The organism is Proteus genomosp. 4 str. ATCC 51469, from assembly GCF_003144375.1.
In the GTDB taxonomy this organism is placed as follows: Bacteria; Pseudomonadota; Gammaproteobacteria; order Enterobacterales; family Enterobacteriaceae; genus Proteus.
Genome location: NZ_PENV01000008.1, coordinates 123,476 through 143,774, shown reverse-complemented (window position 1 = coordinate 143,774; position 20,299 = coordinate 123,476). Strand labels below are relative to the sequence as shown.

General features: G+C 35.5%; 21 protein-coding genes. 12 read left to right on the top strand and 9 right to left on the bottom strand.

The annotated features are described in order from the left end of the window. Nucleotides 1–289 precede the first annotated feature (289 nt). Nucleotides 290–1,909: a peptide ABC transporter substrate-binding protein gene (locus DK866_RS09650; protein WP_109408723.1), complete on the bottom strand. Its 1,620-nt coding sequence runs from the start codon at nucleotides 1,907–1,909 to the stop codon at nucleotides 290–292. A 224-nt stretch (nucleotides 1,910–2,133) separates the two neighbouring features. On the opposite strand from DK866_RS09650, the gene tpx reads away from it, so the two are divergent. Further along, entirely contained in the window at nucleotides 2,134–2,637 is a 504-nt protein-coding gene (tpx, locus tag DK866_RS09645; protein WP_109408722.1) for a thiol peroxidase, read from the top strand. 67 nt (nucleotides 2,638–2,704) lie between these two features. On the opposite strand, the gene tyrR is transcribed toward tpx, so the two are convergent. The 8 genes from tyrR to pspA form a co-directional block, all read right to left on the bottom strand. Further along, the gene (gene tyrR, locus DK866_RS09640; protein ID WP_109408721.1) at nucleotides 2,705–4,270 is read right to left on the bottom strand and encodes a transcriptional regulator TyrR; all 1,566 of its coding nucleotides are present in this window, start codon (nucleotides 4,268–4,270) and stop codon (nucleotides 2,705–2,707) included. A 154-nt stretch (nucleotides 4,271–4,424) separates the two neighbouring features. After that, on the bottom strand, nucleotides 4,425–4,844 hold the full coding sequence (locus DK866_RS09635; protein ID WP_244179680.1) for a hypothetical protein: 420 nt from the start codon (nucleotides 4,842–4,844) through the stop codon (nucleotides 4,425–4,427). Between the two features lie 537 nt (nucleotides 4,845–5,381). Continuing rightward, on the bottom strand, nucleotides 5,382–6,425 hold the full coding sequence (locus tag DK866_RS09630) for a YcjF family protein (RefSeq protein WP_109408720.1): 1,044 nt from the start codon (nucleotides 6,423–6,425) through the stop codon (nucleotides 5,382–5,384). After that, the gene (locus tag DK866_RS09625) at nucleotides 6,422–7,816 is read right to left on the bottom strand and encodes a YcjX family protein (protein WP_109408719.1); all 1,395 of its coding nucleotides are present in this window, start codon (nucleotides 7,814–7,816) and stop codon (nucleotides 6,422–6,424) included. The genes DK866_RS09630 and DK866_RS09625 overlap by 4 nt, the downstream gene beginning before the upstream one ends. Then, the gene (locus DK866_RS09620; protein WP_227336812.1) at nucleotides 7,797–8,051 is read right to left on the bottom strand and encodes a phage shock protein PspD; all 255 of its coding nucleotides are present in this window, start codon (nucleotides 8,049–8,051) and stop codon (nucleotides 7,797–7,799) included. Before DK866_RS09620 ends, DK866_RS09625 begins: the two co-directional genes overlap by 20 nt. A gap of 117 nt (nucleotides 8,052–8,168) precedes the next feature. Further along, complete coding sequence (gene pspC, locus DK866_RS09615) at nucleotides 8,169–8,525, bottom strand: envelope stress response membrane protein PspC (protein ID WP_109408718.1); 357 nt, start codon at nucleotides 8,523–8,525, stop codon at nucleotides 8,169–8,171. Further along, a complete protein-coding gene (pspB, locus tag DK866_RS09610; RefSeq protein WP_036937208.1) occupies nucleotides 8,525–8,755 on the bottom strand; it encodes an envelope stress response membrane protein PspB in 231 nt (76 codons plus the stop codon). Before pspB ends, pspC begins: the two co-directional genes overlap by 1 nt. 36 nt (nucleotides 8,756–8,791) lie before the next feature. Next, nucleotides 8,792–9,460 carry a phage shock protein PspA gene (gene pspA, locus DK866_RS09605; protein ID WP_072067962.1) on the bottom strand — a complete coding sequence of 223 codons (669 nt, stop codon included), beginning with the start codon at nucleotides 9,458–9,460 and terminating at the stop codon, nucleotides 8,792–8,794. Between the two features lie 218 nt (nucleotides 9,461–9,678). Between pspA and pspF the strand changes: the two genes are divergently transcribed. The 11 genes from pspF (at nucleotide 9,679) to DK866_RS09550 (ending at nucleotide 20,258) form a co-directional block, all read left to right on the top strand. Then, on the top strand, nucleotides 9,679–10,677 hold the full coding sequence (pspF, locus tag DK866_RS09600; protein WP_109408717.1) for a phage shock protein operon transcriptional activator: 999 nt from the start codon (nucleotides 9,679–9,681) through the stop codon (nucleotides 10,675–10,677). Nucleotides 10,678–10,971: 294 nt separating this feature from the next. Then, the gene (sapA, locus tag DK866_RS09595; protein ID WP_109408716.1) at nucleotides 10,972–12,657 is read left to right on the top strand and encodes an ABC transporter substrate-binding protein SapA; all 1,686 of its coding nucleotides are present in this window, start codon (nucleotides 10,972–10,974) and stop codon (nucleotides 12,655–12,657) included. A gap of 3 nt (nucleotides 12,658–12,660) precedes the next feature. Then, nucleotides 12,661–13,626: a putrescine export ABC transporter permease SapB gene (gene sapB, locus DK866_RS09590; RefSeq protein WP_109408715.1), complete on the top strand. Its 966-nt coding sequence runs from the start codon at nucleotides 12,661–12,663 to the stop codon at nucleotides 13,624–13,626. Further along, nucleotides 13,613–14,506 (top strand): putrescine export ABC transporter permease SapC, encoded by an 894-nt coding sequence (gene sapC / locus DK866_RS09585; RefSeq protein ID WP_072067958.1) that lies wholly within the window; start codon nucleotides 13,613–13,615, stop codon nucleotides 14,504–14,506. The genes sapB and sapC overlap by 14 nt, the downstream gene beginning before the upstream one ends. Beyond that, a complete protein-coding gene (gene sapD, locus DK866_RS09580; RefSeq protein WP_109408714.1) occupies nucleotides 14,506–15,507 on the top strand; it encodes a putrescine export ABC transporter ATP-binding protein SapD in 1,002 nt (333 codons plus the stop codon). The genes sapC and sapD overlap by 1 nt, the downstream gene beginning before the upstream one ends. Next, nucleotides 15,497–16,306 (top strand): putrescine export ABC transporter ATP-binding protein SapF, encoded by an 810-nt coding sequence (gene sapF / locus DK866_RS09575; protein WP_072067956.1) that lies wholly within the window; start codon nucleotides 15,497–15,499, stop codon nucleotides 16,304–16,306. The genes sapD and sapF overlap by 11 nt, the downstream gene beginning before the upstream one ends. Nucleotides 16,307–16,513: 207 nt before the next feature. Then, the gene (gene fabI, locus DK866_RS09570; protein WP_072067955.1) at nucleotides 16,514–17,302 is read left to right on the top strand and encodes an enoyl-ACP reductase FabI; all 789 of its coding nucleotides are present in this window, start codon (nucleotides 16,514–16,516) and stop codon (nucleotides 17,300–17,302) included. 304 nt (nucleotides 17,303–17,606) lie between these two features. After that, a complete protein-coding gene (locus DK866_RS09565; RefSeq protein WP_109408713.1) occupies nucleotides 17,607–18,308 on the top strand; it encodes a DUF3592 domain-containing protein in 702 nt (233 codons plus the stop codon). A gap of 198 nt (nucleotides 18,309–18,506) precedes the next feature. After that, nucleotides 18,507–19,118 carry a glutathione transferase GstA gene (gene gstA, locus DK866_RS09560; RefSeq protein ID WP_109408712.1) on the top strand — a complete coding sequence of 204 codons (612 nt, stop codon included), beginning with the start codon at nucleotides 18,507–18,509 and terminating at the stop codon, nucleotides 19,116–19,118. Between the two features lie 168 nt (nucleotides 19,119–19,286). Then, nucleotides 19,287–19,745: a hypothetical protein gene (locus tag DK866_RS09555; RefSeq protein WP_109408711.1), complete on the top strand. Its 459-nt coding sequence runs from the start codon at nucleotides 19,287–19,289 to the stop codon at nucleotides 19,743–19,745. Between the two features lie 21 nt (nucleotides 19,746–19,766). Next, complete coding sequence (locus tag DK866_RS09550) at nucleotides 19,767–20,258, top strand: SMI1/KNR4 family protein (RefSeq protein WP_109408710.1); 492 nt, start codon at nucleotides 19,767–19,769, stop codon at nucleotides 20,256–20,258. Nucleotides 20,259–20,299 lie beyond the last annotated feature (41 nt).

Sequence of the window (20,299 nt, the reverse complement as noted above, 5' to 3'; positions counted from 1 at the left end):
GCATTAAAAATATAATTTATATCCAGACAATAAATTAATCTGCTTTATTTTGCTACGCCCCTTTTTAAAGGGGTTCTTTTTCATTTATATGTCCTCTTATTTTATACACTCCTCTATTTATTCAAGATCAAAACTGAAACGATAACTGTTTGGCTTTTTTATTTATTTTTTAATAAAAAAATACCTCAAAGCAAGGTATTAACTTTGAGGCATTATCTATTTTCTCTTACTCTTTTACATAGCCAGAGTTCACTAATGGCTATTTTCAAGTAATCTATTCATTACAATCTTAATGCTTTAATATATAAAGCGTATGGCTATAAGCAACATCTTCAGGATTCTCAATAGGATAACCCTTCAACCAAGGTTTTATCAATCGCCCATTAGTATATTGATAAATAGGTGCTATTGGTGCATCCTCTGCGATAATTTGTTCTGCTCGGTTATATAGACTATTTCTTTCATTTGCATCAATCGCCATACCTGACAATGTCAAAATTTCATCATATTGCTTATTTTGATACTTAGGTATATTACCCGCATGTTTAGAGCCTAATAAACTTAAGAAAGTAGAAGGTTCATTATAATCACCCACCCATGATGCTCTTATCACATCAAAATCTCCTGAGTTTCGGCTGTCTATATACGTTTTCCATTCTTGATTACGTAGCTCGACTTTAACCCCTAGCTTTTTCTTCCACATAGAAGCGACTGCAATGGCAATTTTCTGATGATTTTCCGAATTATTATATAACAATGATAATTTTAATGGATTATGAGGCCCATATCCCGCTGCCGCTAACAATATCTTGGCTTGGCTATCTAATTCATCTTGATTATATTCATCATAAATAGTTGATTCTGGGGTAAAATTAGCCGTAACATCTGGTGTAAAACGATTTGCTGGTTTTTCACCTGTGCCTAACACTTTATCGGTAATGATTTTTCTGTCTATTGCCATTGCCAATGCTTTACGTACACGAATATCTTTTGTTGGCCCTGATTGAGTATTAAAAGCATAATAATATGTTCCTAATTGATCGGGTATATAAACCTCATTAGGAATATCTTTCATTAGTTTGTGGTATAAATTTTTAGGAAATGACTCTGTTATATCGATATCACCTGCTAAATAGCGTTTAGTTGCATGTGATTCATGGTTTATCGGTACAAACGTGACTTTTGTTAATACTGTATTTTTATGATCCCAATAATAAGGATTAGGTGTTAATACAATTTTTTCATTAACTACTCTGTCTGTTAAAACAAAAGCACCATTTCCAACCAGATTACCAACTTTGATCCAACCAGCACCATATTTTTCAATGCTATGGCGAGAAACTGGATATAAAGAAAAATTCGTTGTCAAACTTGGAAAATAAGAAACAGGTCGCTCTAACGTCACTTTTAACGTTTTTTCATCTATTGCTTCTACACCCAATGAGCTTGGTTTTAATTTTCCATCAATAATTTTTTGAGCATTTTCAATAGAAGCAAGCGAAGCATACCATGCAAAAGGAGAAAGATTTTTAGGATCAACTAATCGTTGCCAACTGTAAACAAAATCAGTTGCAGTGACTTTTTCTCCATTAGACCATTTTGCATTATCACGCAAAGTAAAGATCCATACACGATTATCTTCAGTACGCCAACTCTGAGCGACACCTGGAATAGCTCGTCCATGTTCATCTTCTATCGTCAACCCTTCAAATAAATCACGTTGCACCTGAGCTTCAGTTAACCCCACAGCATTAATAGGATCAAGTGACGCTGGTTCATCTTTTAAATGTCTAACCACTTCTTGTTTTTTATCGAGTATCGTTCCTGCTGGCACTACCGCCGCATTTACCTGCGATACGAGTAATCCTTGAACGACAAGTGCACATGAGATGACGAATATTTTGCGCATGTCTGTTTCGTCCTGTAATCTGTATGAGAATGAACTGCATAATTATAAGAGCCTGATAAAAAGGCACAATCACTGATTACAAATATTTTATAAATTTTTATGTTTTTCATGGTCACTATGCAAACAGTGGCAAATTTTAATAATGGTTAAGCATTAACAAGATTTTTCGTTAATAATTTAGTATTAATAACAATTAGTCTGACAACTAATAAAGGAGAACAACAATGGCACATCAAGTTACTTTACAAGGAAATGCAGTGACTCTGGCTGGTAAATTCCCAACAGTAGGTCAAAAAGCTGCTGATTTCTCTCTCGTAGGTAAAGATCTTAATGACATCTCTTTAACAAGCTTTGAAGGTAAACGTAAAGTTCTAAACATTTTCCCAAGCGTAGATACTGGAGTTTGTGCTGCGAGTGTTCGTCAATTTAATAAAGTTGCAAATGAACTAAATAACACAGTTGTTTTATGTATTTCAGCTGACTTACCTTTTGCCCAAGCACGTTTCTGTGGCGCTGAAGGTTTAGATAATGTTGTAACATTATCTACAATGCGCGGTGCTGAATTCAAAGAAAATTATGGTGTTGCAATTACATCAGGCCCATTAGCAGGCTTAACTAGCCGCGCAGTGATTGTATTAGATGAAAACAATACTGTTCTCTACACCCAGTTAGTTGATGAAATCACAACTGAACCAAATTATGAAAATGCATTAAATGCACTAAAATAATATTAATTATAAAAAAAAAGACGAGCATTACGCTCGTCTTTTTTATGCAGAAAATCCTACAACCAAATTAACCTTCAGACTTTTCGGTCTTTTTATTTGTTAAATTATATTCTCTCAGTTTATTGGCAATCGCTGTATGAGAAATACCTAAACGTTTTGCAAGTTTCCGAGTGCTTGGATAATCACGATATAAGCGCGTTAAAATTGAAGCCTCAAAGCGTTTTGTCATTTCATCTAATGAGCCTTCTAATAAATCCGCATCAAATAGAGTTTCATCTGTATGTTCAGGTAAAGTAATATCCTGAATTCGTAGAGTGTTTCCTACTAATTGCGCCATTGCTTGATAAACAGTATTTCTTAATTGGCGAACATTACCAGGCCAACCATACTGTGTTAAATAAACGGATAACTCCGGTGATATTACAGGTTTAGTTGCTTGCTGCTCAATGCAATATTGGTTAATAAAATGCATCGCTAACGGCATAATATCCGCTTTTCTTTCTCGCAACGGAGGTAGAGTTAACGTTAATACATTCAGGCGATAATAAAGATCTTCTCTAAACAACCCTTTTTGTACCAGTTCCCATAAATTTTTCTGCGTTGCACAAATAATGCGAACATTGACATTAACCTCGTGCTCCTCACCTACACGACGAAATGTCCCGTCATTTAAAAAGCGTAGAAGCTTAATTTGCATTTGAGGCGACATTTCGCCAATTTCATCAAGTAAAACGGTTCCTCTGTCGGCCTGCTCAAAGAAGCCTTTTTTTCCTTCAACAGCATTAGGGTAAGCCCCTGCTGCATAACCAAATAACTCACTTTCTACGACATCATCAGGCATTGAAGCACAATTGAGTCCCAAAAAAGGATTTCTAGCACGGGAACTAAGGAAATGACAGGCTTTAGCAAATAAATCTTTTCCTGTACCGGTATCCCCCACCAATAATAGTGGCGCATCCATTTTTGCCATTTTTTTGGCACGTTCAACAAGTTGTTTCATTTGAGAACTAACAGCAATAATCTTCTCAAACTCATGATTATCACTGACAATTAATTTTGAATGTTCATGAACAACATCTCGATATTTCAATAAAATAAGCGCGCCAACACAATGATTAGATTGGTTATCATCTGCAAGTTTTATTGGTACTATTTCCATATCAAAATTTTGTTTTTTTAAATTGATAGGAATAATTTCAGCAGAAGGATCTTTTTGTTCTAACCAACGATGGATATTAAAATTAGGGATCAGTTGATTGAATGATTTCTCGCTATTATCGTTAGCATCCAATTCAAACAGTTGACGAGTTGCCGGATTTTGTAATTTTATTTGGCCTTTAATATTAATAGAAAAAACCGGAACTGGCACAGATTCAAGCAGTGTCCACATGGCTCGATGCTCTTGTTCTGATGGCATAAATGCAACTGTCCGAACATCAATAACACCATTTATTCGCCGTATTTCCGCCATTAGCGGTTGAAATATATCAAAATCAATCTGTGAAAAATTCAGGTAGATAAGACCTATTGGAAATATTTCAATTCCACGTAAATCAATATTTTTTAATACTAGTAGATCCAATAATTCACGGGTTAACCCGATGCGATCTTCACAAGTGATTTCTAAACGCATTATAAACCTTCTTAATACTGAGTGACCCTGAACTTATTCTAGATATTATACATAAATATCAACCAAATAAAGAGCCTTGTCAGCAAAAGTTGACACCACTAGCATTTATTTTTACACAGATAAGCTTGTATTTTGGTTTTAATACCTGAATTGTTTATGCTTTAAAAAAATCAAATAATGAAAATGAAGAGTTTTTTATTATTTTTTTCAGCTCAAAATCAATAAGATATTCGATATCTTTTATTAAGGGGCATAATTCTCGACGTATTACTTTCTTAATGGTTTTACAGCCATTATCAAAACAAAAAAGAAGATACTCTAGAGCACTGATTGCCTGTTCTTTTTTATCTGTCTCTCTCAGATATTCAAAAAATTCTGATGTTTCTTTTATTTGAAATGGTTTAGATTGTTTTTGATACTGCTTTTTTTTAATTTCATCAATTGTTTCGCTAAGAATAGGGATCAAAATACTCAATTGTTTATCAATATTTGAAACATTAAGAGCAGAGCTAAGATAAAGTTGGCGTCTTTTCTTCGAGAGTTTTTTTATTACTGACATCTGTATTTCTTTCATTTTTCAACCTGATTAAAAGTATTATTTATTAACTCTTTTCCTATTTTTTATAAATAAAAAACCATCTCTATTTTTTAATAGAAATTTATCTACAAAGTAAATTTTTACAAATATATTGAGATAATATTTCTGCGGTAAACATCTTACCGTGATATTTAACGCCATTTATCACACTAAACTCAATACTATTTTCTATCAAAAAGGGAATGTTTTTATAGAAATTACGAATTTTTAACTAGAGATGCATGTATTTACAAATAAAAACAATGAGTTACAACCTATTTTCTTTTTGGATGTTTTTACTCTTTTTAAAGATATTTTATTTATCTAATTTCATTTGAAATAATTACACTATAATAAATAAAATATAGATAGTACTTTATAGTGTAGATCTATTTGTTTAGATATAAAATATCGACACTTAAGTCACTTGCATGATTTTATATAAACTATTTTTTGCTAAATTTTTATACAAAAAAACCGTAGAAATAACTCTACGGTTTTTATTTAAAATAACTCAATATTAGGAATTTTATTTTATTCTTTTTTCTTGCCACTAATTGTATTTTTTAATTTTCCTATAAGCTCTTTTCTAAAATCACCCAACTTAGGTTTATTATCATCGATCCAAGGCAGTGGTCGGCATAATTCCATTGCCTTGATCCCTAAACGTGCCGTTAATAAACCAGCGCCAATTCCTTGAGCTGCTCGTGTTGATAGTCGTGCGGCGAGATCTTGAGAAAGCCAATCCATCCCGACTTCTCTTACTAGTTCAGTAGCCCCTGCAAATGCAATATTGACTAATACAAGGCGAAATAATTTTAAGCGACTATAGTACCCTAGCTCTATACCATAAATTTCGGCGATACGATTAATTAAACGAATGTTACGCCAACCAATAAAAGCCATATCGACCATCGCTAGCGGACTTACTGCTATCATTAATGTTGATTCTGCAGCAGAGCGACTAATTTCAGCTCTCGCTTGTTTATCTAAAATAGGTTGAACTAATTGACTATAAAGCTCTAATACTTCCTTGTCATTATGCGTATCATGTAATGCACTCTGCCAACGAATTAGCGCAGGATGTTGTGAATGAATACCCGCTTGTTTAGCCAATTTCTCACAAAAAGGTCGACCATTACCCATCGCATGACTATAAAGTAATTCTTTTGCTCTATCTCTTTCATCTGCTCTTTGACGTAAGCGATAAATACGACGCCATTCTGTTATTACAGAGCCAATTCCTGCAATAACAATTAATCCCCCCGCACTTGCTGCACCTAATGCAATCCAATCAGAGTTTATCCAAGACTCATAAACCCATTGCCCTGTTTGAGCGATAACACTAATCCCTAAAATAGTACTTGCAACTGTGATTAAGCGTTTCCATACACTTTTTTTAGGTTTTAAAATAGATTGGACATCACCTTCTAACTGCCCTTCGTTTTCTTCATCTACTTGAGGATCAATAGGCAAAAATGCTTCATTTTCCTGAAAATCAATACCTTTTTTTAAGCTTACTTCATCTTGAAGTATGGGCTCTTTAAAATCAATTCGTGATTTTAATGGCTCATTCATTTTAATTTATCCCCTAACAAGAATTCCATTGCACTATCCATGCGAATATGAGGAACTGCGCTATCTCTTGATATTTGTTGTGGTCTAAAAGATTCGAAACTAAACCCTTGTTTTTCCCAAAATGCTTTTTCAGGCAATCGTTTAGGAACTTCACCAGGGAAATACACCAAAGGTTTGTTATCACTTAAACGAAAACCTTTTAATGCTGGAATTTTTTCACCATGGTGATCCACAATGCCACTTTCAGTTGCAGCAATAGAGGCAAGCCCCATACAATCAATGCTGATCCCTTCAAAAATAGCATTTTGTTTAGCATCTTGAATAAGTTGTTGAAGCAATGAAACTAAATTTTCGTGCTGATCAACTGTAATATGATCAGCTTTAGTCGCTGCAAATAATAACTTATCAATGCAAGGTGAAAATAAGCGTCTAAGTAAGGTTCTTTTTCCATAATGAAAACTGCGCATTAATTGTGTTAATGCTTGGCGCATATCATTAAAAACATCAGCACCTTGATTTAAAGGTTGTAGGCAATCCACTAAAACAATTTGTCTATCAAATCCTTGAAAATGATCTCGATAAAAACCTTTTACCACATGCTGGCCATAATATTCATACCGTTGCTTTAGCATGCCAATATTAGTCCGTTTATCAGCATTCTTTAATTTGGCAATATCATGCTGTTGTAAATCAGGCCAAGGAAAAAACTGCAAAACAGGCGCACCTGCTAATTCACCAGGTAAAACAAAACGCCCCGGTTGAATAAAATGAAGCCCTTCTTTTTTACATGCTAATAAATAGTCAGTGTAAGCAGAGGCAATATCCGCTAATAATGTTTCATCAGCAGGTGCAAAGGGATCGCATTTTTTAAGTTGTGTTTGCCAATTTTGTTCTGGCAATGTTCTTTGGCGATTTACCTTATTCATTTGCTCTGACCATTCAAAATAATCTTGCTCAAGCATCGGTAAATCTAATAACCATTCGCCAGGGTAATCCACTATCTCTAAATAAAGCGAAGATGTTTCTTTGATAAAACGCGTTAATGACTCATTTGAGCGATAACGTAATTGTAAACGAATTTCACTCACTCCTTTGGTTGGAACTGGCCAACTTGGAGGTGTGTGATAAAGCGATTCCATTCCTTCGTCATAAGTAAATCGGGGGATATTTAAATTATGCTGAGGAATACGTTTTACACCCAATAGTTGCTTATCTCGTGCCGCTGAAAATAACGGTAAACGCGCACCAGTATGCACATTAATAAGTTGATTAACTAAAGAAGTAATAAATGCCGTTTTACCACTTCGGCTTAATCCAGTTACCGCTAAGCGAAGGTGTCTATCAACACCACGATTAATAAAAGCTGTAAGTTCATTTTGTAGGCGTTTCATGTTTCTCCCAAGACATTTGACGCGATAGCTTATTTAAACCTGCTTTAATAACAGGCTCTGCTATCAATAGAACCAACCAACGTAACGGTTTGCTACTTACGCGTTTTATTATACTGCCAGTTATTGCGGCCGGCCCAAATAAAGTCAATAACATTAACCCAAATGTTAACCCTTTTTTGGCAAAGTAGGTGAGTTTATTTGTTTTTAGCGAGATATAAGCTTGATTGATATTCACAGCACTCTCCTCAATCAGTAATTTTGCTCATTTATAATACATTTAGTAGAAAATAAACCGACTTAACGAAAGACGCTCCTAAATCGGAGCGTCTTATCGGATTAAATGATGAAAATATTACAGATCGCGAAAGCGTTTATTTAACTGATAGCTGGAAGAAGTAATATATCGTTCCATTTGTTGTAAACGTTTTTCACCTTGCATTAATTGATTATCAACACCACTTAAAATTTCTTTTAAACTCTCCTGTTGCTCATCACCTTGTTGATAATTAGCAGGCGCAGGCTCCATAAAGAAACTCAAAACAAGATAAGCAACAATCGTTAAGCCAAAAAATCCAGCAAAAAGTGCAATCACCGCAATAACCCTGACAAGTAAAACAGGAATATTAAAATAATGGGCAAGGCCTGCGCATACGCCACGGATCACGCCCTCTTGTGGCAAGCGATACAATTGTTTGCTTTGTACCGTCATTATGATTGCCTCCAGTTAGGATGTTCTGCATCAAGTATTTGTTCTAGCGTCTTAATGCGTTCCTGCATTTGCTGAGCCTTATCCACCAGCGCGCTCAGTCGCTGCATTTCTTGTTGGGTTAACTGAACATTCCCACCACCTTTCTGATTGCTGTAATGCAACCACAGCCAGATAGGGAGAACAAATAAAATAAAAATGGTCAGTGGTATTCCCAGAAATATATAGCCCATTACATATCCTTTATAAGATGGTTATTACGCTTGCTGTTACTCTTTATTGATATTGATTTTAGCTTTTAATGCCGCTAATTGCGCGCTAATTTCATCATCAGCTTTTAATTCAGCAAACTGTTGGTCTAATGATTTCTCTTTACCTAACCCGTAGCTTTGTGCTTCACCTTCCATATGATCAATACGGCGCTCAAATTGTTCAAAACGCGCCATTGCTGCATCCATTTTACCGCTGTCTAATTGGCGACGAACTTGACGAGATGAATTTGCTGCTTGATGGCGAACAACTAAAGACTGTTGTTTAGCACGAGTTTCTGTCAATTTATTTTCTAATTCACTGATTTCACCTTTCAAACGAGTCAAGGTTTCATCAATGATAATCAACTCATGTTTTAGCGTATCATTAACTGAAGCAACACGTTGTTTTTCAATTAATGCTGCACGCGCTAAATCTTCTTTGTCTTTAATCAGAGCTAGTTCAGCTTTATCTTGCCAATCTTTAATCTGTTTTTCCGCTTGTTCGATACGACGCTCTAATCCTTTCTTTTCAGCTAAAGTACGTGCAGATGTTGTACGTATCTCAACTAACATATCTTCCATTTCTTGGATCATTAGGCGGATCATTTTTTCAGGATCTTCCGCTTTATCTAATAAAGAAGCGATATTGGCATTAATAATGTCAGCAAAACGTGAAAATATACCCATGATGTCATCCTTAATAGCTATGCTAATTAGTAATGTTAAATATTTCATTAAATGGCGTCATCTAATCATAACGCCCGGCTTACTTTAGTTAATACAATTAACGTGCCAACTTTTAAAGTTCACCTAACCTATTAATAATAGTTAATTTATATTGTTCGCCTATTTTTCGAACACCTGATAAACTGGTAAAAAATACCTCACTATGGTGAATTTAACCAATGAATGAGAATTTAGAGACAATAATCGGTGTTGATAGTCAATTTATTGATGTTTTAGAACAAACTTCAGCACTTGCTCAATTAAAAAAACCAGTATTAATTATTGGTGAACGAGGTACAGGTAAAGAGTTAATCGCTCATCGACTACACTACCTTGCACCTTGGTGGCAAGGCCCTTTTATTTCTATCAACTGCTCTGCGCTTAATGATAACTTGCTCGATTCTGAACTTTTTGGTCATGAAGCTGGGGCTTTCACTGGTGCTAAAAATCGTCATCAAGGGCGTTTTGAACGTGCTGATGGTGGCTCTCTTTTTCTTGATGAACTGGCAACAGCACCAATGCTTGTACAAGAAAAATTATTACGAGTTATTGAATATGGTCATTTAGAGCGTGTTGGTGGCAGTCAATCTTTGCATGTGGATGTTAGGCTTATCTGCGCCACAAATGCAGATTTACCTGCAATGGCTGAAGAAGGTAAATTTCGCGCGGATTTACTGGATAGATTAGCTTTTGATGTCATCCGATTGCCCCCGCTGAGGGAACGCAGGGCTGATATTATGTTACTTGCTGAAAACTTCGCGATTTCAATGTGCCAAGAATTGGGATTACCTTTTTTTCCTGGTTTTAGTGATAACGCATGCCAAATTCTTTTAGACTATTCATGGCCTGGTAATATTCGTGAGCTAAAAAATGTTGTGGAGCGTTCGGTTTATCGCCACGGAACCAGCGATAGAGAATTAGACAATATTATTATTAACCCTTTTGCAGGCTTGCAAACACCGATATCAAAACAATCACCATTAGAAAAAAAGATTTCGTCTTTTTCACTACCTGATTTACCTCTTGATTTGCGACAATGGCAAAATGAAATGGAAAAAATATTAGTGAGCAACGCGTTGAAAGAGAGTTTATATAATCAAAAAGAAGCTGCTGAAAAACTGAAGTTAAGCTACGATCAATTTAGAGGATTGATTAAAAAGCACCAAGTAACAACATAACATAATGATTAATAATGATTTTTGTTTTGCAGGGGGAGTGTTTTTAAAAAAGAGGCAAAAAAAAAGCCAGCACCCGAGCTGGCTAGTAAAAAAATACTGGAAGCAATGTGAGCAATGTCGTGCCTTCTGCGGAAAACCTCTTACCGCTGAAGGACAATACGGATGATAATCTTTATCATTAGCATTTGTAAAGCTTTTTGTTGAGAATTTTTCTCACTTTGTTTTTTTGACTATTTGGGGATAGAAAGTTTTTTAAGTTACAATAGCAAAATCGTTTCTCTAAAAGACATTATTATGCGCCCTATTTTACTTATTGGTACTCTGCTAGTTAGCTTAACAAGTGCAACTTGTATCGCAGATGTAGCACCAAAAACACAAGCGCTATCGATAAAACAAGAGCCAACTCCAATTAATCAAAATGGCTTTGTTTATTGTGTTGATGGCAGTGTGAATACCTTTAATCCACAATTATCAAGTAGTGGATTAATCATCGATCCCCTTGCCGCGCAACTTTATGATCGTCTTTTAGATGTTGACCCTTACACTTATCGTCTTATTCCTGAGATAGCCGCTCGTTGGGAATCGCTAGATAATGGCGCAACATACCGCTTTTATTTGCGTAAAAATATCTCGTTTCAACAAACATCGTGGTTTACACCTACACGAAAACTCACAGCAGATGATGTGATTTTTAGTTTTGAACGGATGATCAACCCAAAAAATCCTTATAATCAAATCAATGGTGGAAAATATCCCTATTTTGATAGCTTAAGTTTTGCCGACAATATCCAATCAGTTAAAAAATTGGGTCAATACACAGTCGAATTTAGTTTAAAAGAGCCTGATGCCTCTTTTTTATGGCATTTAGCAACACATTACGCCCCTATTCTTTCCGCTGAATATGCACAAAGCTTAGAGAAATCGGGCAACCAGACACAACTTGATTGGAAACCAGTAGGTACAGGCCCTTTCTTTCTAGATGAATATCAACCAGGACAATTTGTTCGTTTATTTAGAAATAACGACTATTGGAAGGGTCAGCCTAAAATGCAACAAGTTGTTATTGATATGGGAGCTGGAGGTACAGGCCGTATATCTAAACTATTAACAGGCGAATGTGATGTTTTAGCCTATCCAGCGGCTAGCCAATTAAAAGTTTTACGTGATGATCCTCGGTTAAGATTAACATTGCGCTCAGGTATGAATATCGCTTATTTAGCCTTTAATACTAGTAAGCCTCCACTCAATGATCTTAAAGTTCGCCAAGCTATTGCTTATGCCATAAATAATGAACGTTTAATGGAATCGATTTATTATGGTACAGCTGAAACAGCCGCATCGGTACTTCCTCGTGCATCTTGGGCTTATGATAATCGTGCAAAAATCACAGAGTACAATCCTGAGAAATCGAAACAAATACTAAAAGAGCTAGGGCTTGATGGACTTAAATTGAACCTTTGGGTACCCAGCGCATCACAATCTTACAACCCAAGCCCATTAAAAATGGCTGAGCTCATTCAGGCAGACTTAGCTCAAGTGGGCATTCAAATGAATATTCGCCCAATTGAAGGGCGATACCAAGAAACCAGTATGATGGATAGGACTCATGATATGACGTTATCTGGCTGGTCAACAGACAGTAACGATCCTGATAGTTTTTTCCGTCCTCTCTTTAGTTGTGCAGCTATTAGTTCACAAACTAACCTTAGTCATTGGTGCCTACCAAGTTTTGATGATATTTTAAAAAAAGCGCTTTATAGTCAGCAACTTGCTTCAAGAATAGATTATTATCATCAAGCACAAGATATTCTCGCTCAAGAACTCCCTGTATTGCCTTTAGCTAATTCTTTACGTATGCAAGCATATCGCTATGATATTAAAGGATTACTATTAAGTACTTTCGGTAATGCGTCTTTTGCTGGTGTTTATCGAGAAGCAGAAGTGGATGAACAAAATCACAAGAAAGAGGCTATAAAATAATCCATGATTATTTATTCAATACGTCGATTGCTTTTATTACTTGTGACACTGTTCTTTTTGTCACTGGTGAGCTTTAGCCTAAGCTATTACACGCCAAATGGTCCATTAAGTGGTGCATCACTAATAGATGCCTACTTTTTTTATGCTCACAATATGACTCATTTTGATTTTGGTATTTCTTCTATTAATGGAGAACCCATTAAAGCGCAATTAATTGAGGCATTGCCAGCAACAATGGAACTTTGCACCTTAGCCTTTCTTTTTGCCTTAATTGTGGGTATTCCTGCTGGGATCATTGCTGGTGTTTGGCGTAATAAATCTGCTGATATTATTATCAGTAACTTTGCGCTCTTAGGTTTTTCGGTGCCTGTTTTTGGACTTGCCTTGTTATTAACACTTTTCTTCTCACTAAAACTGGGTTGGCTTCCTGTTTCTGGTCGTATTGATTTACTTTATAACTTACAGCCTATTACAGGTATTGCATTAGTTGATGCTTGGTTATCTAATTCACCTTATCGCCAGCAAATGATTATTAATGTATTACAACATCTGATTTTACCTGTAACAACACTTGCTATTGCACCCACTACAGAAGTTATTCGATTAATGCGCAATAGTACGGAAGAAATTATGTCAGAGAACTACGTGAAGGCAGCCGCAACTCGAGGTCTTTCACGTTTTACAATTATTCGTCGCCATATTCTTCATAATGCTTTACCCCCTATCATCCCTAAATTAGGCTTACAGTTCTCCACCATGCTTACACTTACCATGGTGACAGAAATTGTATTTAATTGGCCGGGACTCGGCCGCTGGTTAGTCACAGCAATCCGCCAACAAGATTACTCTGCGATTTCCGCAGGAGTGATGTTAGTAGGTTCAATGGTCATTGTTGTTAACGTCTTATCAGATATTGTAGGCGCTATGAGTAATCCAATGAAACACAAGGTGGGATATGCCTTTAGATAGCCAATTTTATAAAGAGAAAAAAACACCAACACCCGCAGCGGTGATTTGGCAATGTTTTTCTAAAGACGTTATCTCAATGGTAGGGTTTTATGGTGTTCTTTTTCTCTTAGTATTGAGTGTAATTGGCCCTTATATTGCGCCTTATGCTCTTGATCAACAGTTTTTCGGACATCAATTAACGCCACCATCTTGGTATCAAAACGGGAACGTTTCTTACTTTTTTGGTACAGATGACTTAGGCAGAGATGTTTTTAGTCGAATTTTAATTGGGACAAGTATGACCTTTGGTGGTGCATTTATTGTCACTTTTGCTGCGACATTAATGGGGTTAATTATTGGTTGTTTTGCAGGGATGACTCATGGTTTAAAATCCGCCATTCTTAACCATATATTAGATACCTTATTATCAATTCCATCACTACTTCTGGCCATTATTGTTGTAGCTTTTGTGGGAACAAGCCTTGGCCATGCCATGATAGCGATTTGGCTAGCATTGTTACCTCGCTTAGTCAGAATGATCTATTCTGCGGTCAATGATGAATTAAACAAAGAGTATGTCATTGCTTCTCGACTTGATGGCGCATCGAATATTTCCATTTTATGGTATACCGTATTACCTAATATTACCCCTGTATTGGTCTCTGAATTAACGCGTGCTTTTTCAATCGCTATTCTTGATATTACCGCATTGGGTTTCCTCAATTTAGGCGCTCAGCTTCCTTCTCCTGAATGGGGTGCCATGCTGGGCGATTCACTTGAATTAATTTATGTCGCCCCATGGACTGTCTTAATTCCAGGCGCCACAATCATGATCAGCGTTTTATTGGTGAACCTATTAGGAGATGGTTTACAGCGTGCAATAAATGAGGGAGTTGAATAATGCCTTTATTAGATATACGCAATTTAACCATTGAATTTATGACGCCTGATGGGCCAGTTAAAGCCGTCGATCGTGTTTCTATTACCTTAAATGAAGGTGAAGTCAGGGGGCTTGTCGGTGAATCAGGATCAGGTAAAAGCTTAATTGCAAAAGCCATTTGTGGCGTCACTAAAGATAATATCAACGTAACTGCTGATCGTTTCCGATTTGATGATATTGATTTACTTAAATTATCCCCAAGAGCGCGACGTCGTGTCATTGGTCATAATATTTCAATGATTTTTCAAGAGCCACAATCTTGTCTTGATCCTGCGACAAAAATTGAACAGCAGTTGATACAAGCTATCCCAGGTTGGACATTTAAAGGTCATTGGTGGCAACGCTTTCATTGGCGAAAACGCCGTGCAATTGAATTATTGCACCGTGTAGGTATTAAAGATCACAAAGATATTATGCGCAGTTACCCTTATGAATTAACAGAAGGTGAATGCCAAAAAGTGATGATAGCTATCGCCATTGCTAATCAGCCTCGATTGTTGATTGCGGATGAACCGACTAACGCAATGGAACCCGCAACACAAACACAAATATTTCGTTTACTTACTCGACTTAATCAAAATAATAATATGACAATTCTTTTGATTAGCCATGATTTGCAATGGATGAGTAAATTGGCGAATAAAATTACAGTGATGTATTGTGGTCAAATGGTTGAAACTGCCTCTCCCGATGAACTATTAGTAACACCTTATCATCCTTATACTCAAGCATTGATACGCTCTATTCCTGATTTTACCAACTCATTGGCACATAAGAGCCGTTTAAATACATTGCCTGGAGCAATCCCTTCGCTTGAACATCTACCCGTAGGTTGTCGTTTAGGCCCACGTTGCCCATATGCACAACGCCAGTGTATTGAAGCCCCTCGGTTACGTTTATTTAAAAACCATGCTGTGGCTTGTCATTTCCCATTAAATGTGGAGCCAACTGATGTTCGATAAACTGCTTGAGGTAAAAAATCTTTCAAAAACTTTTCGCTATCGCACTGGATTATTCCGGCGTCAACAATTAGAAGCTGTAAAACCAGTTAGTTTTACACTTGAGCCAAAACAAACCTTAGCCATTATTGGTGCTAATGGTTCAGGAAAATCTACATTAGCAAGAATGTTATCAGGTGTAACTGAGCCTACCGGCGGGGATATTTTTATTAATGGGCATCAACTCCATTTCGGTGATTATCCTTATCGTAGCCAACGCATTAGAATGATATTCCAAGATCCCACTAACTCATTAAATCCGCGCCAACGTATTGGTCAAACATTAGATATTCCTTTGCGTCTTAATACGGATTTAAGTGCTATTGAACGTGAAAAGCGCATTTATCAGACATTACGCCAAGTGGGCCTTTTGCCTGAACATGCAAACTATTATCCCCATATGTTTGCATCAGGTCAGCGCCAACGTATTGCGCTTGCAAGAGCATTAATTTTACAACCTCAAGTAATTATTGCTGACGAGGCTATCGCATCATTGGATATGTCCTTACGATCACAAATTATAAATTTGATGTTAGAACTGCAAGAAACTCATGATATTGCCTATATTTATGTAACACAAAACTTAGGTATGACTAAACATATTAGCGATAAGATTATTGTGATGGATAATGGTGAAGTTGTTGAACGCGGTAATACAGCTGAAGTCCTTGCTTCACCTTTACATGAAGTCACACGAAGATTGGTTGCAAGCCATTTTGGTGAAGCCTTAACAGCCGAAGCTTGGCGTCAAGATTTAACTTAAGTGTAAACAATATAGGCCTAATGTTAATTGCACATTATTTCGCCCTTTTCCCTTAACTCCTCGGAGGTGCTAGGGAAATTAAACAAATTTACAAATGTCGTGGTAGAATCAGCCACGTTTATTAACAATAAGCGTGATAACCCAACAGATAAATAAAACTGTGAATGATGTTATTATCGCGATTTACGAAAAAACAAGGATACAGCTATGGGCTTTATGACCGGCAAACGCATTCTTATTACTGGTGTTGCTAGTAAATTATCAATTGCTTATGGTATTGCCAAAGCTATGCGTGACCAAGGTGCAGAACTTGCATTTACTTACCAAAATGAAAAACTGAAACCACGCGTTGAAGAATTTGCAGCATCATTAGACTCAAATATCGTATTAGAGTGTGATGTGTCAAAAGACGAAAGCATCGATACCATGTATGCAGAACTTGCAAAAGTTTGGCCAAAATACGATGGTTTTGTTCACTCTATCGGTTTTGCACCTGCTGACCAACTAGATGGTGACTATGTTAACGCTGTTACTCGTGAAGGTTTTAAAATTGCTCACGATATTAGCGCATACAGCTTTGTTGCGATGGCAAAAGCAAGCCGTGAAATGCTAAATCCAAACTCTGCTCTGTTAACTCTGACTTATTTAGGTGCTGAACGTGCAATCCCTAATTATAACGTCATGGGTCTGGCTAAAGCGTCTTTAGAAGCTAACGTACGTTACATGGCAAACGCCATGGGTCCTGAAGGTATTCGTGTTAACGGTATCTCTGCTGGCCCAATCCGTACATTAGCGGCGTCTGGTATCAAAGACTTCCGTAAAATGTTAAGCCATTGCGAATCAGTAACCCCTCTACGTCGCACTGTAACAACCGAAGATGTTGGTAATACAGCAGCATTCTTATGCTCTGATTTATCAGGTGGTATTACTGGCGAAATCATCCACGTTGATGGTGGCTTTAGCATTGCAGCAATGAATGAATTAGAACTAAAATAATTCTATTGCCTAAATAACAAAAGCCAGCCTTAATGATTTTAGGCTGGCTTTTTTGTGAGAATAACATTCCTGCGTATATTCATTTCATCCTCCCTGTTAGATTTTTTAAGCTTTTTCTATGTTTAATTATTTGGCTCTTTTGTTGATGAATATCCATATTTCATCTTGTTTTCACTCTTTTTGAACTTCATATTTAGAGCAATAACTTTTTAGATAAATATAACTTTTGTTTTTTAGTTAATTCCTATAATCTTTTCACTTATTACAGATAAAATAATCACATATTAATAAAAGGATTTAATGTATGAAGAAATTTAAATTTCTGTTTTATATTTTTGCCATTATCGGTGTGATTATTTTTATCGTTGCTTTATTTGTTATTAAATCAGAATTGCATTTAGTAAGAAATGGCATAGAAACAACAGGTGTTGTTATTGATCAAAGTATGAGTCAGTCCTCTAATGAGAGAAGTGTTTATCACCCTATTATTCAATTTACTACTAATGATAATAGAAAAATTACTTTTCGCTCACTAGAAGGAAGTAACCCACCTCGTTTTCATCTTGGTGAAAACATTAGTGTTATTTATCTTCAAAATGATCCTCAAAGAGCAACAATTAACAACTTTTTAGGCTTATATGGTGCAGGCACTATATTAGGTATTTTTGGCTTGGTATTTGCCTCAACGGGACTTATCCCTCTGTATTTTATAAGAAGAAAAGCCAATAGAAATCAACGATTGAAACGTGATGGTATGCCTATTAATGTGAAAATATCTGAGGTCATTATTAATAATAATATTCGAATTAATCACCGTTCTCCTTATCAAATCATCGCAGATTATCATGACACATTAAATAATCGTTTAATTCGTTATAAAAGTGGTTATATATTTTTTGATCCCACTCCTTATATTAATAAAGAACTGGTTACAGTCTATGTTGATAAGAGAAATCCCAAGATTTATTACCTTGATATTTCTTTCCTACCTTCATTTGAAGAATGATAATTAATATAAAGAATACTTATTTTCTTATAATTTCATCAATTATCTGTCTTGTTCACAGATTTACAAAAGCCTTTTTCATTCGCATCATTTGAGTTTGCTAATTTCTTAGAACGCCTTATTATCTTATGTTAATGAAGATATTTTTTGATATCCGTAAGTCATTATCACCATCTCATTGATAGGGAGCTATTCAATATGAAATTGTACTACACACCGGGTAGTTGCTCACTTTCCCCTCATATCGTTTTACGTGAAACGGGCCTAGATTTCTCTATTGAACGCATCGATTTACGTGCTAAAAAAACAGAGTCAGGTAAAGATTTTCTAACCATCAACCCTAAAGGGCAGGTTCCTGTCCTTCAATTAGATAATGGTGATATTCTGACTGAAGGCGTTGCTATTGTTCAATACCTTGCAGACTTAAAACCAGATAGAAATTTAATTGCACCACCAAAAACATTAGAACGTTATCACCAAATAGAATGGTTAAATTTTCTTGCGAGTGAAGTTCATAAAGGCTATAGCCCACTATTTTCACCCGATACTCCAGAAAGCTACTTGCCAGTAGTTAAAACCAAACTCAAAAGTAAATTTGCTTATATCAATGATATCTTAAGCAAACAGAAATTTGCATGTGGTGAGTATTTTACTGTTATTGATGCTTATTTATTTACATTAAGCCAATGGGCACCGCATGTTGGCTTAGATTTATCTGATCTAACACATCTACAAGATTACTTAAAACGCATTGCACAACGCCCTAATGTACATAGCGCACTGATTACTGAAGGGTTAATTAAAGAGTAATCTCTTTTCTATTTTTTAATTTAAATAGCTCAAGTGACATATAATTACTTGAGCTATTCTCTTTTAAATGCACAGACACTAAATGTGGTTATCTAAAGTAATACACTTTCATATCTGTATCTAAAAAGTACTCAGGGAAATGACTTTACTAGGTTAATAGGATATTACATGATTAACGTTTCTACTTACTTAAAAATAAGAGATAATTTTATTAATATCAATGACTATAATGGTTTATTAAAAGATACTTTCTATATTGAAGGTGCCATAGAATTATCTATTTATAATACTAAAATAATCGATATAAGCATGTGGGATTATGTTGACCAACTATGGAGCTATCTAGTCGAAGGTTTAGTTAAAATAAATGAAAATCAAGAGTTTAAAACTAACTTTCCTGACCAGCCTATTGAAATAAAATTTCAGCCTATCAATGAAAATGTGCTCATTACCATCAATGCCAACGGATCAAGAAAGTCGTTTATAAATAAACACCTGCTTATAAAAACAATGGCATTACATGCACAAGGATTTTTTAATAAGTTAGTAACCTTTAAAGGTATTGTTCTTAATGATTATGCTATTGATTTTCAAAATATAGAAAACTTACTAAAAAAAGAAAATTAATATAAAAATAAAGGAAATAAAATGAATAATAATTTCGAACACTGCAAAAAAAACATTTCATTGTTTGAAATAGAACAATTAGAGAATAATTTAAAATATAAATTTCCCAATGATTTTGTTGAACATTACCTACAATTTAATGGAGGAGTCCCTCTAAAGAGTTGGTATTATATCAATAATGATATTGAACCTCTTGAAATTGCAACGTTTAAATCTATAAAACACTGTGACTTAACTTTAGATAGTAGTACTTCATTAATCGATAATTGTTATTATTATATGATTGAAAAAAAAGTTATTCCTCAAAACATCATCCCCTTTGCTATTGATTGGGGTGGGAATTTTTTCTGCATTAATCAAGATGATAATAGTGTGCTATTTTATGCGATAGATCTCTTTAATGATGAACTAACTCTTGAAGAAAACCATAAAAACGCTCAACTCTATTTAGCTCCTTCATTTGATGTTTTTATCAATAATCTAATGAGTGAAGATGAGATAGACGGCTTATAATACGTATAATCCATTGATATCTTACAACTGGCTCCTAAAAA

Coding starts and splice junctions, on each gene's coding strand:
- DK866_RS09650 (WP_109408723.1), bottom strand. CDS start 1,909: ATGCGCAAAATATTCGTCATCTCATGTGCACTTGTCGTTCAAGGATTA.
- tpx (WP_109408722.1), top strand. CDS start 2,134: ATGGCACATCAAGTTACTTTACAAGGAAATGCAGTGACTCTGGCTGGT.
- tyrR (WP_109408721.1), bottom strand. CDS start 4,270: ATGCGTTTAGAAATCACTTGTGAAGATCGCATCGGGTTAACCCGTGAA.
- DK866_RS09635 (WP_244179680.1), bottom strand. CDS start 4,844: ATGAAAGAAATACAGATGTCAGTAATAAAAAAACTCTCGAAGAAAAGA.
- DK866_RS09630 (WP_109408720.1), bottom strand. CDS start 6,425: ATGAATGAGCCATTAAAATCACGAATTGATTTTAAAGAGCCCATACTT.
- DK866_RS09625 (WP_109408719.1), bottom strand. CDS start 7,816: ATGAAACGCCTACAAAATGAACTTACAGCTTTTATTAATCGTGGTGTT.
- pspC (WP_109408718.1), bottom strand. CDS start 8,525: ATGACGGTACAAAGCAAACAATTGTATCGCTTGCCACAAGAGGGCGTG.
- pspB (WP_036937208.1), bottom strand. CDS start 8,755: ATGGGCTATATATTTCTGGGAATACCACTGACCATTTTTATTTTATTT.
- pspA (WP_072067962.1), bottom strand. CDS start 9,460: ATGGGTATATTTTCACGTTTTGCTGACATTATTAATGCCAATATCGCT.
- pspF (WP_109408717.1), top strand. CDS start 9,679: ATGAATGAGAATTTAGAGACAATAATCGGTGTTGATAGTCAATTTATT.
- sapA (WP_109408716.1), top strand. CDS start 10,972: ATGCGCCCTATTTTACTTATTGGTACTCTGCTAGTTAGCTTAACAAGT.
- sapB (WP_109408715.1), top strand. CDS start 12,661: ATGATTATTTATTCAATACGTCGATTGCTTTTATTACTTGTGACACTG.
- sapC (WP_072067958.1), top strand. CDS start 13,613: ATGCCTTTAGATAGCCAATTTTATAAAGAGAAAAAAACACCAACACCC.
- sapD (WP_109408714.1), top strand. CDS start 14,506: ATGCCTTTATTAGATATACGCAATTTAACCATTGAATTTATGACGCCT.
- sapF (WP_072067956.1), top strand. CDS start 15,497: ATGTTCGATAAACTGCTTGAGGTAAAAAATCTTTCAAAAACTTTTCGC.
- fabI (WP_072067955.1), top strand. CDS start 16,514: ATGGGCTTTATGACCGGCAAACGCATTCTTATTACTGGTGTTGCTAGT.
- DK866_RS09565 (WP_109408713.1), top strand. CDS start 17,607: ATGAAGAAATTTAAATTTCTGTTTTATATTTTTGCCATTATCGGTGTG.
- gstA (WP_109408712.1), top strand. CDS start 18,507: ATGAAATTGTACTACACACCGGGTAGTTGCTCACTTTCCCCTCATATC.
- DK866_RS09555 (WP_109408711.1), top strand. CDS start 19,287: ATGATTAACGTTTCTACTTACTTAAAAATAAGAGATAATTTTATTAAT.
- DK866_RS09550 (WP_109408710.1), top strand. CDS start 19,767: ATGAATAATAATTTCGAACACTGCAAAAAAAACATTTCATTGTTTGAA.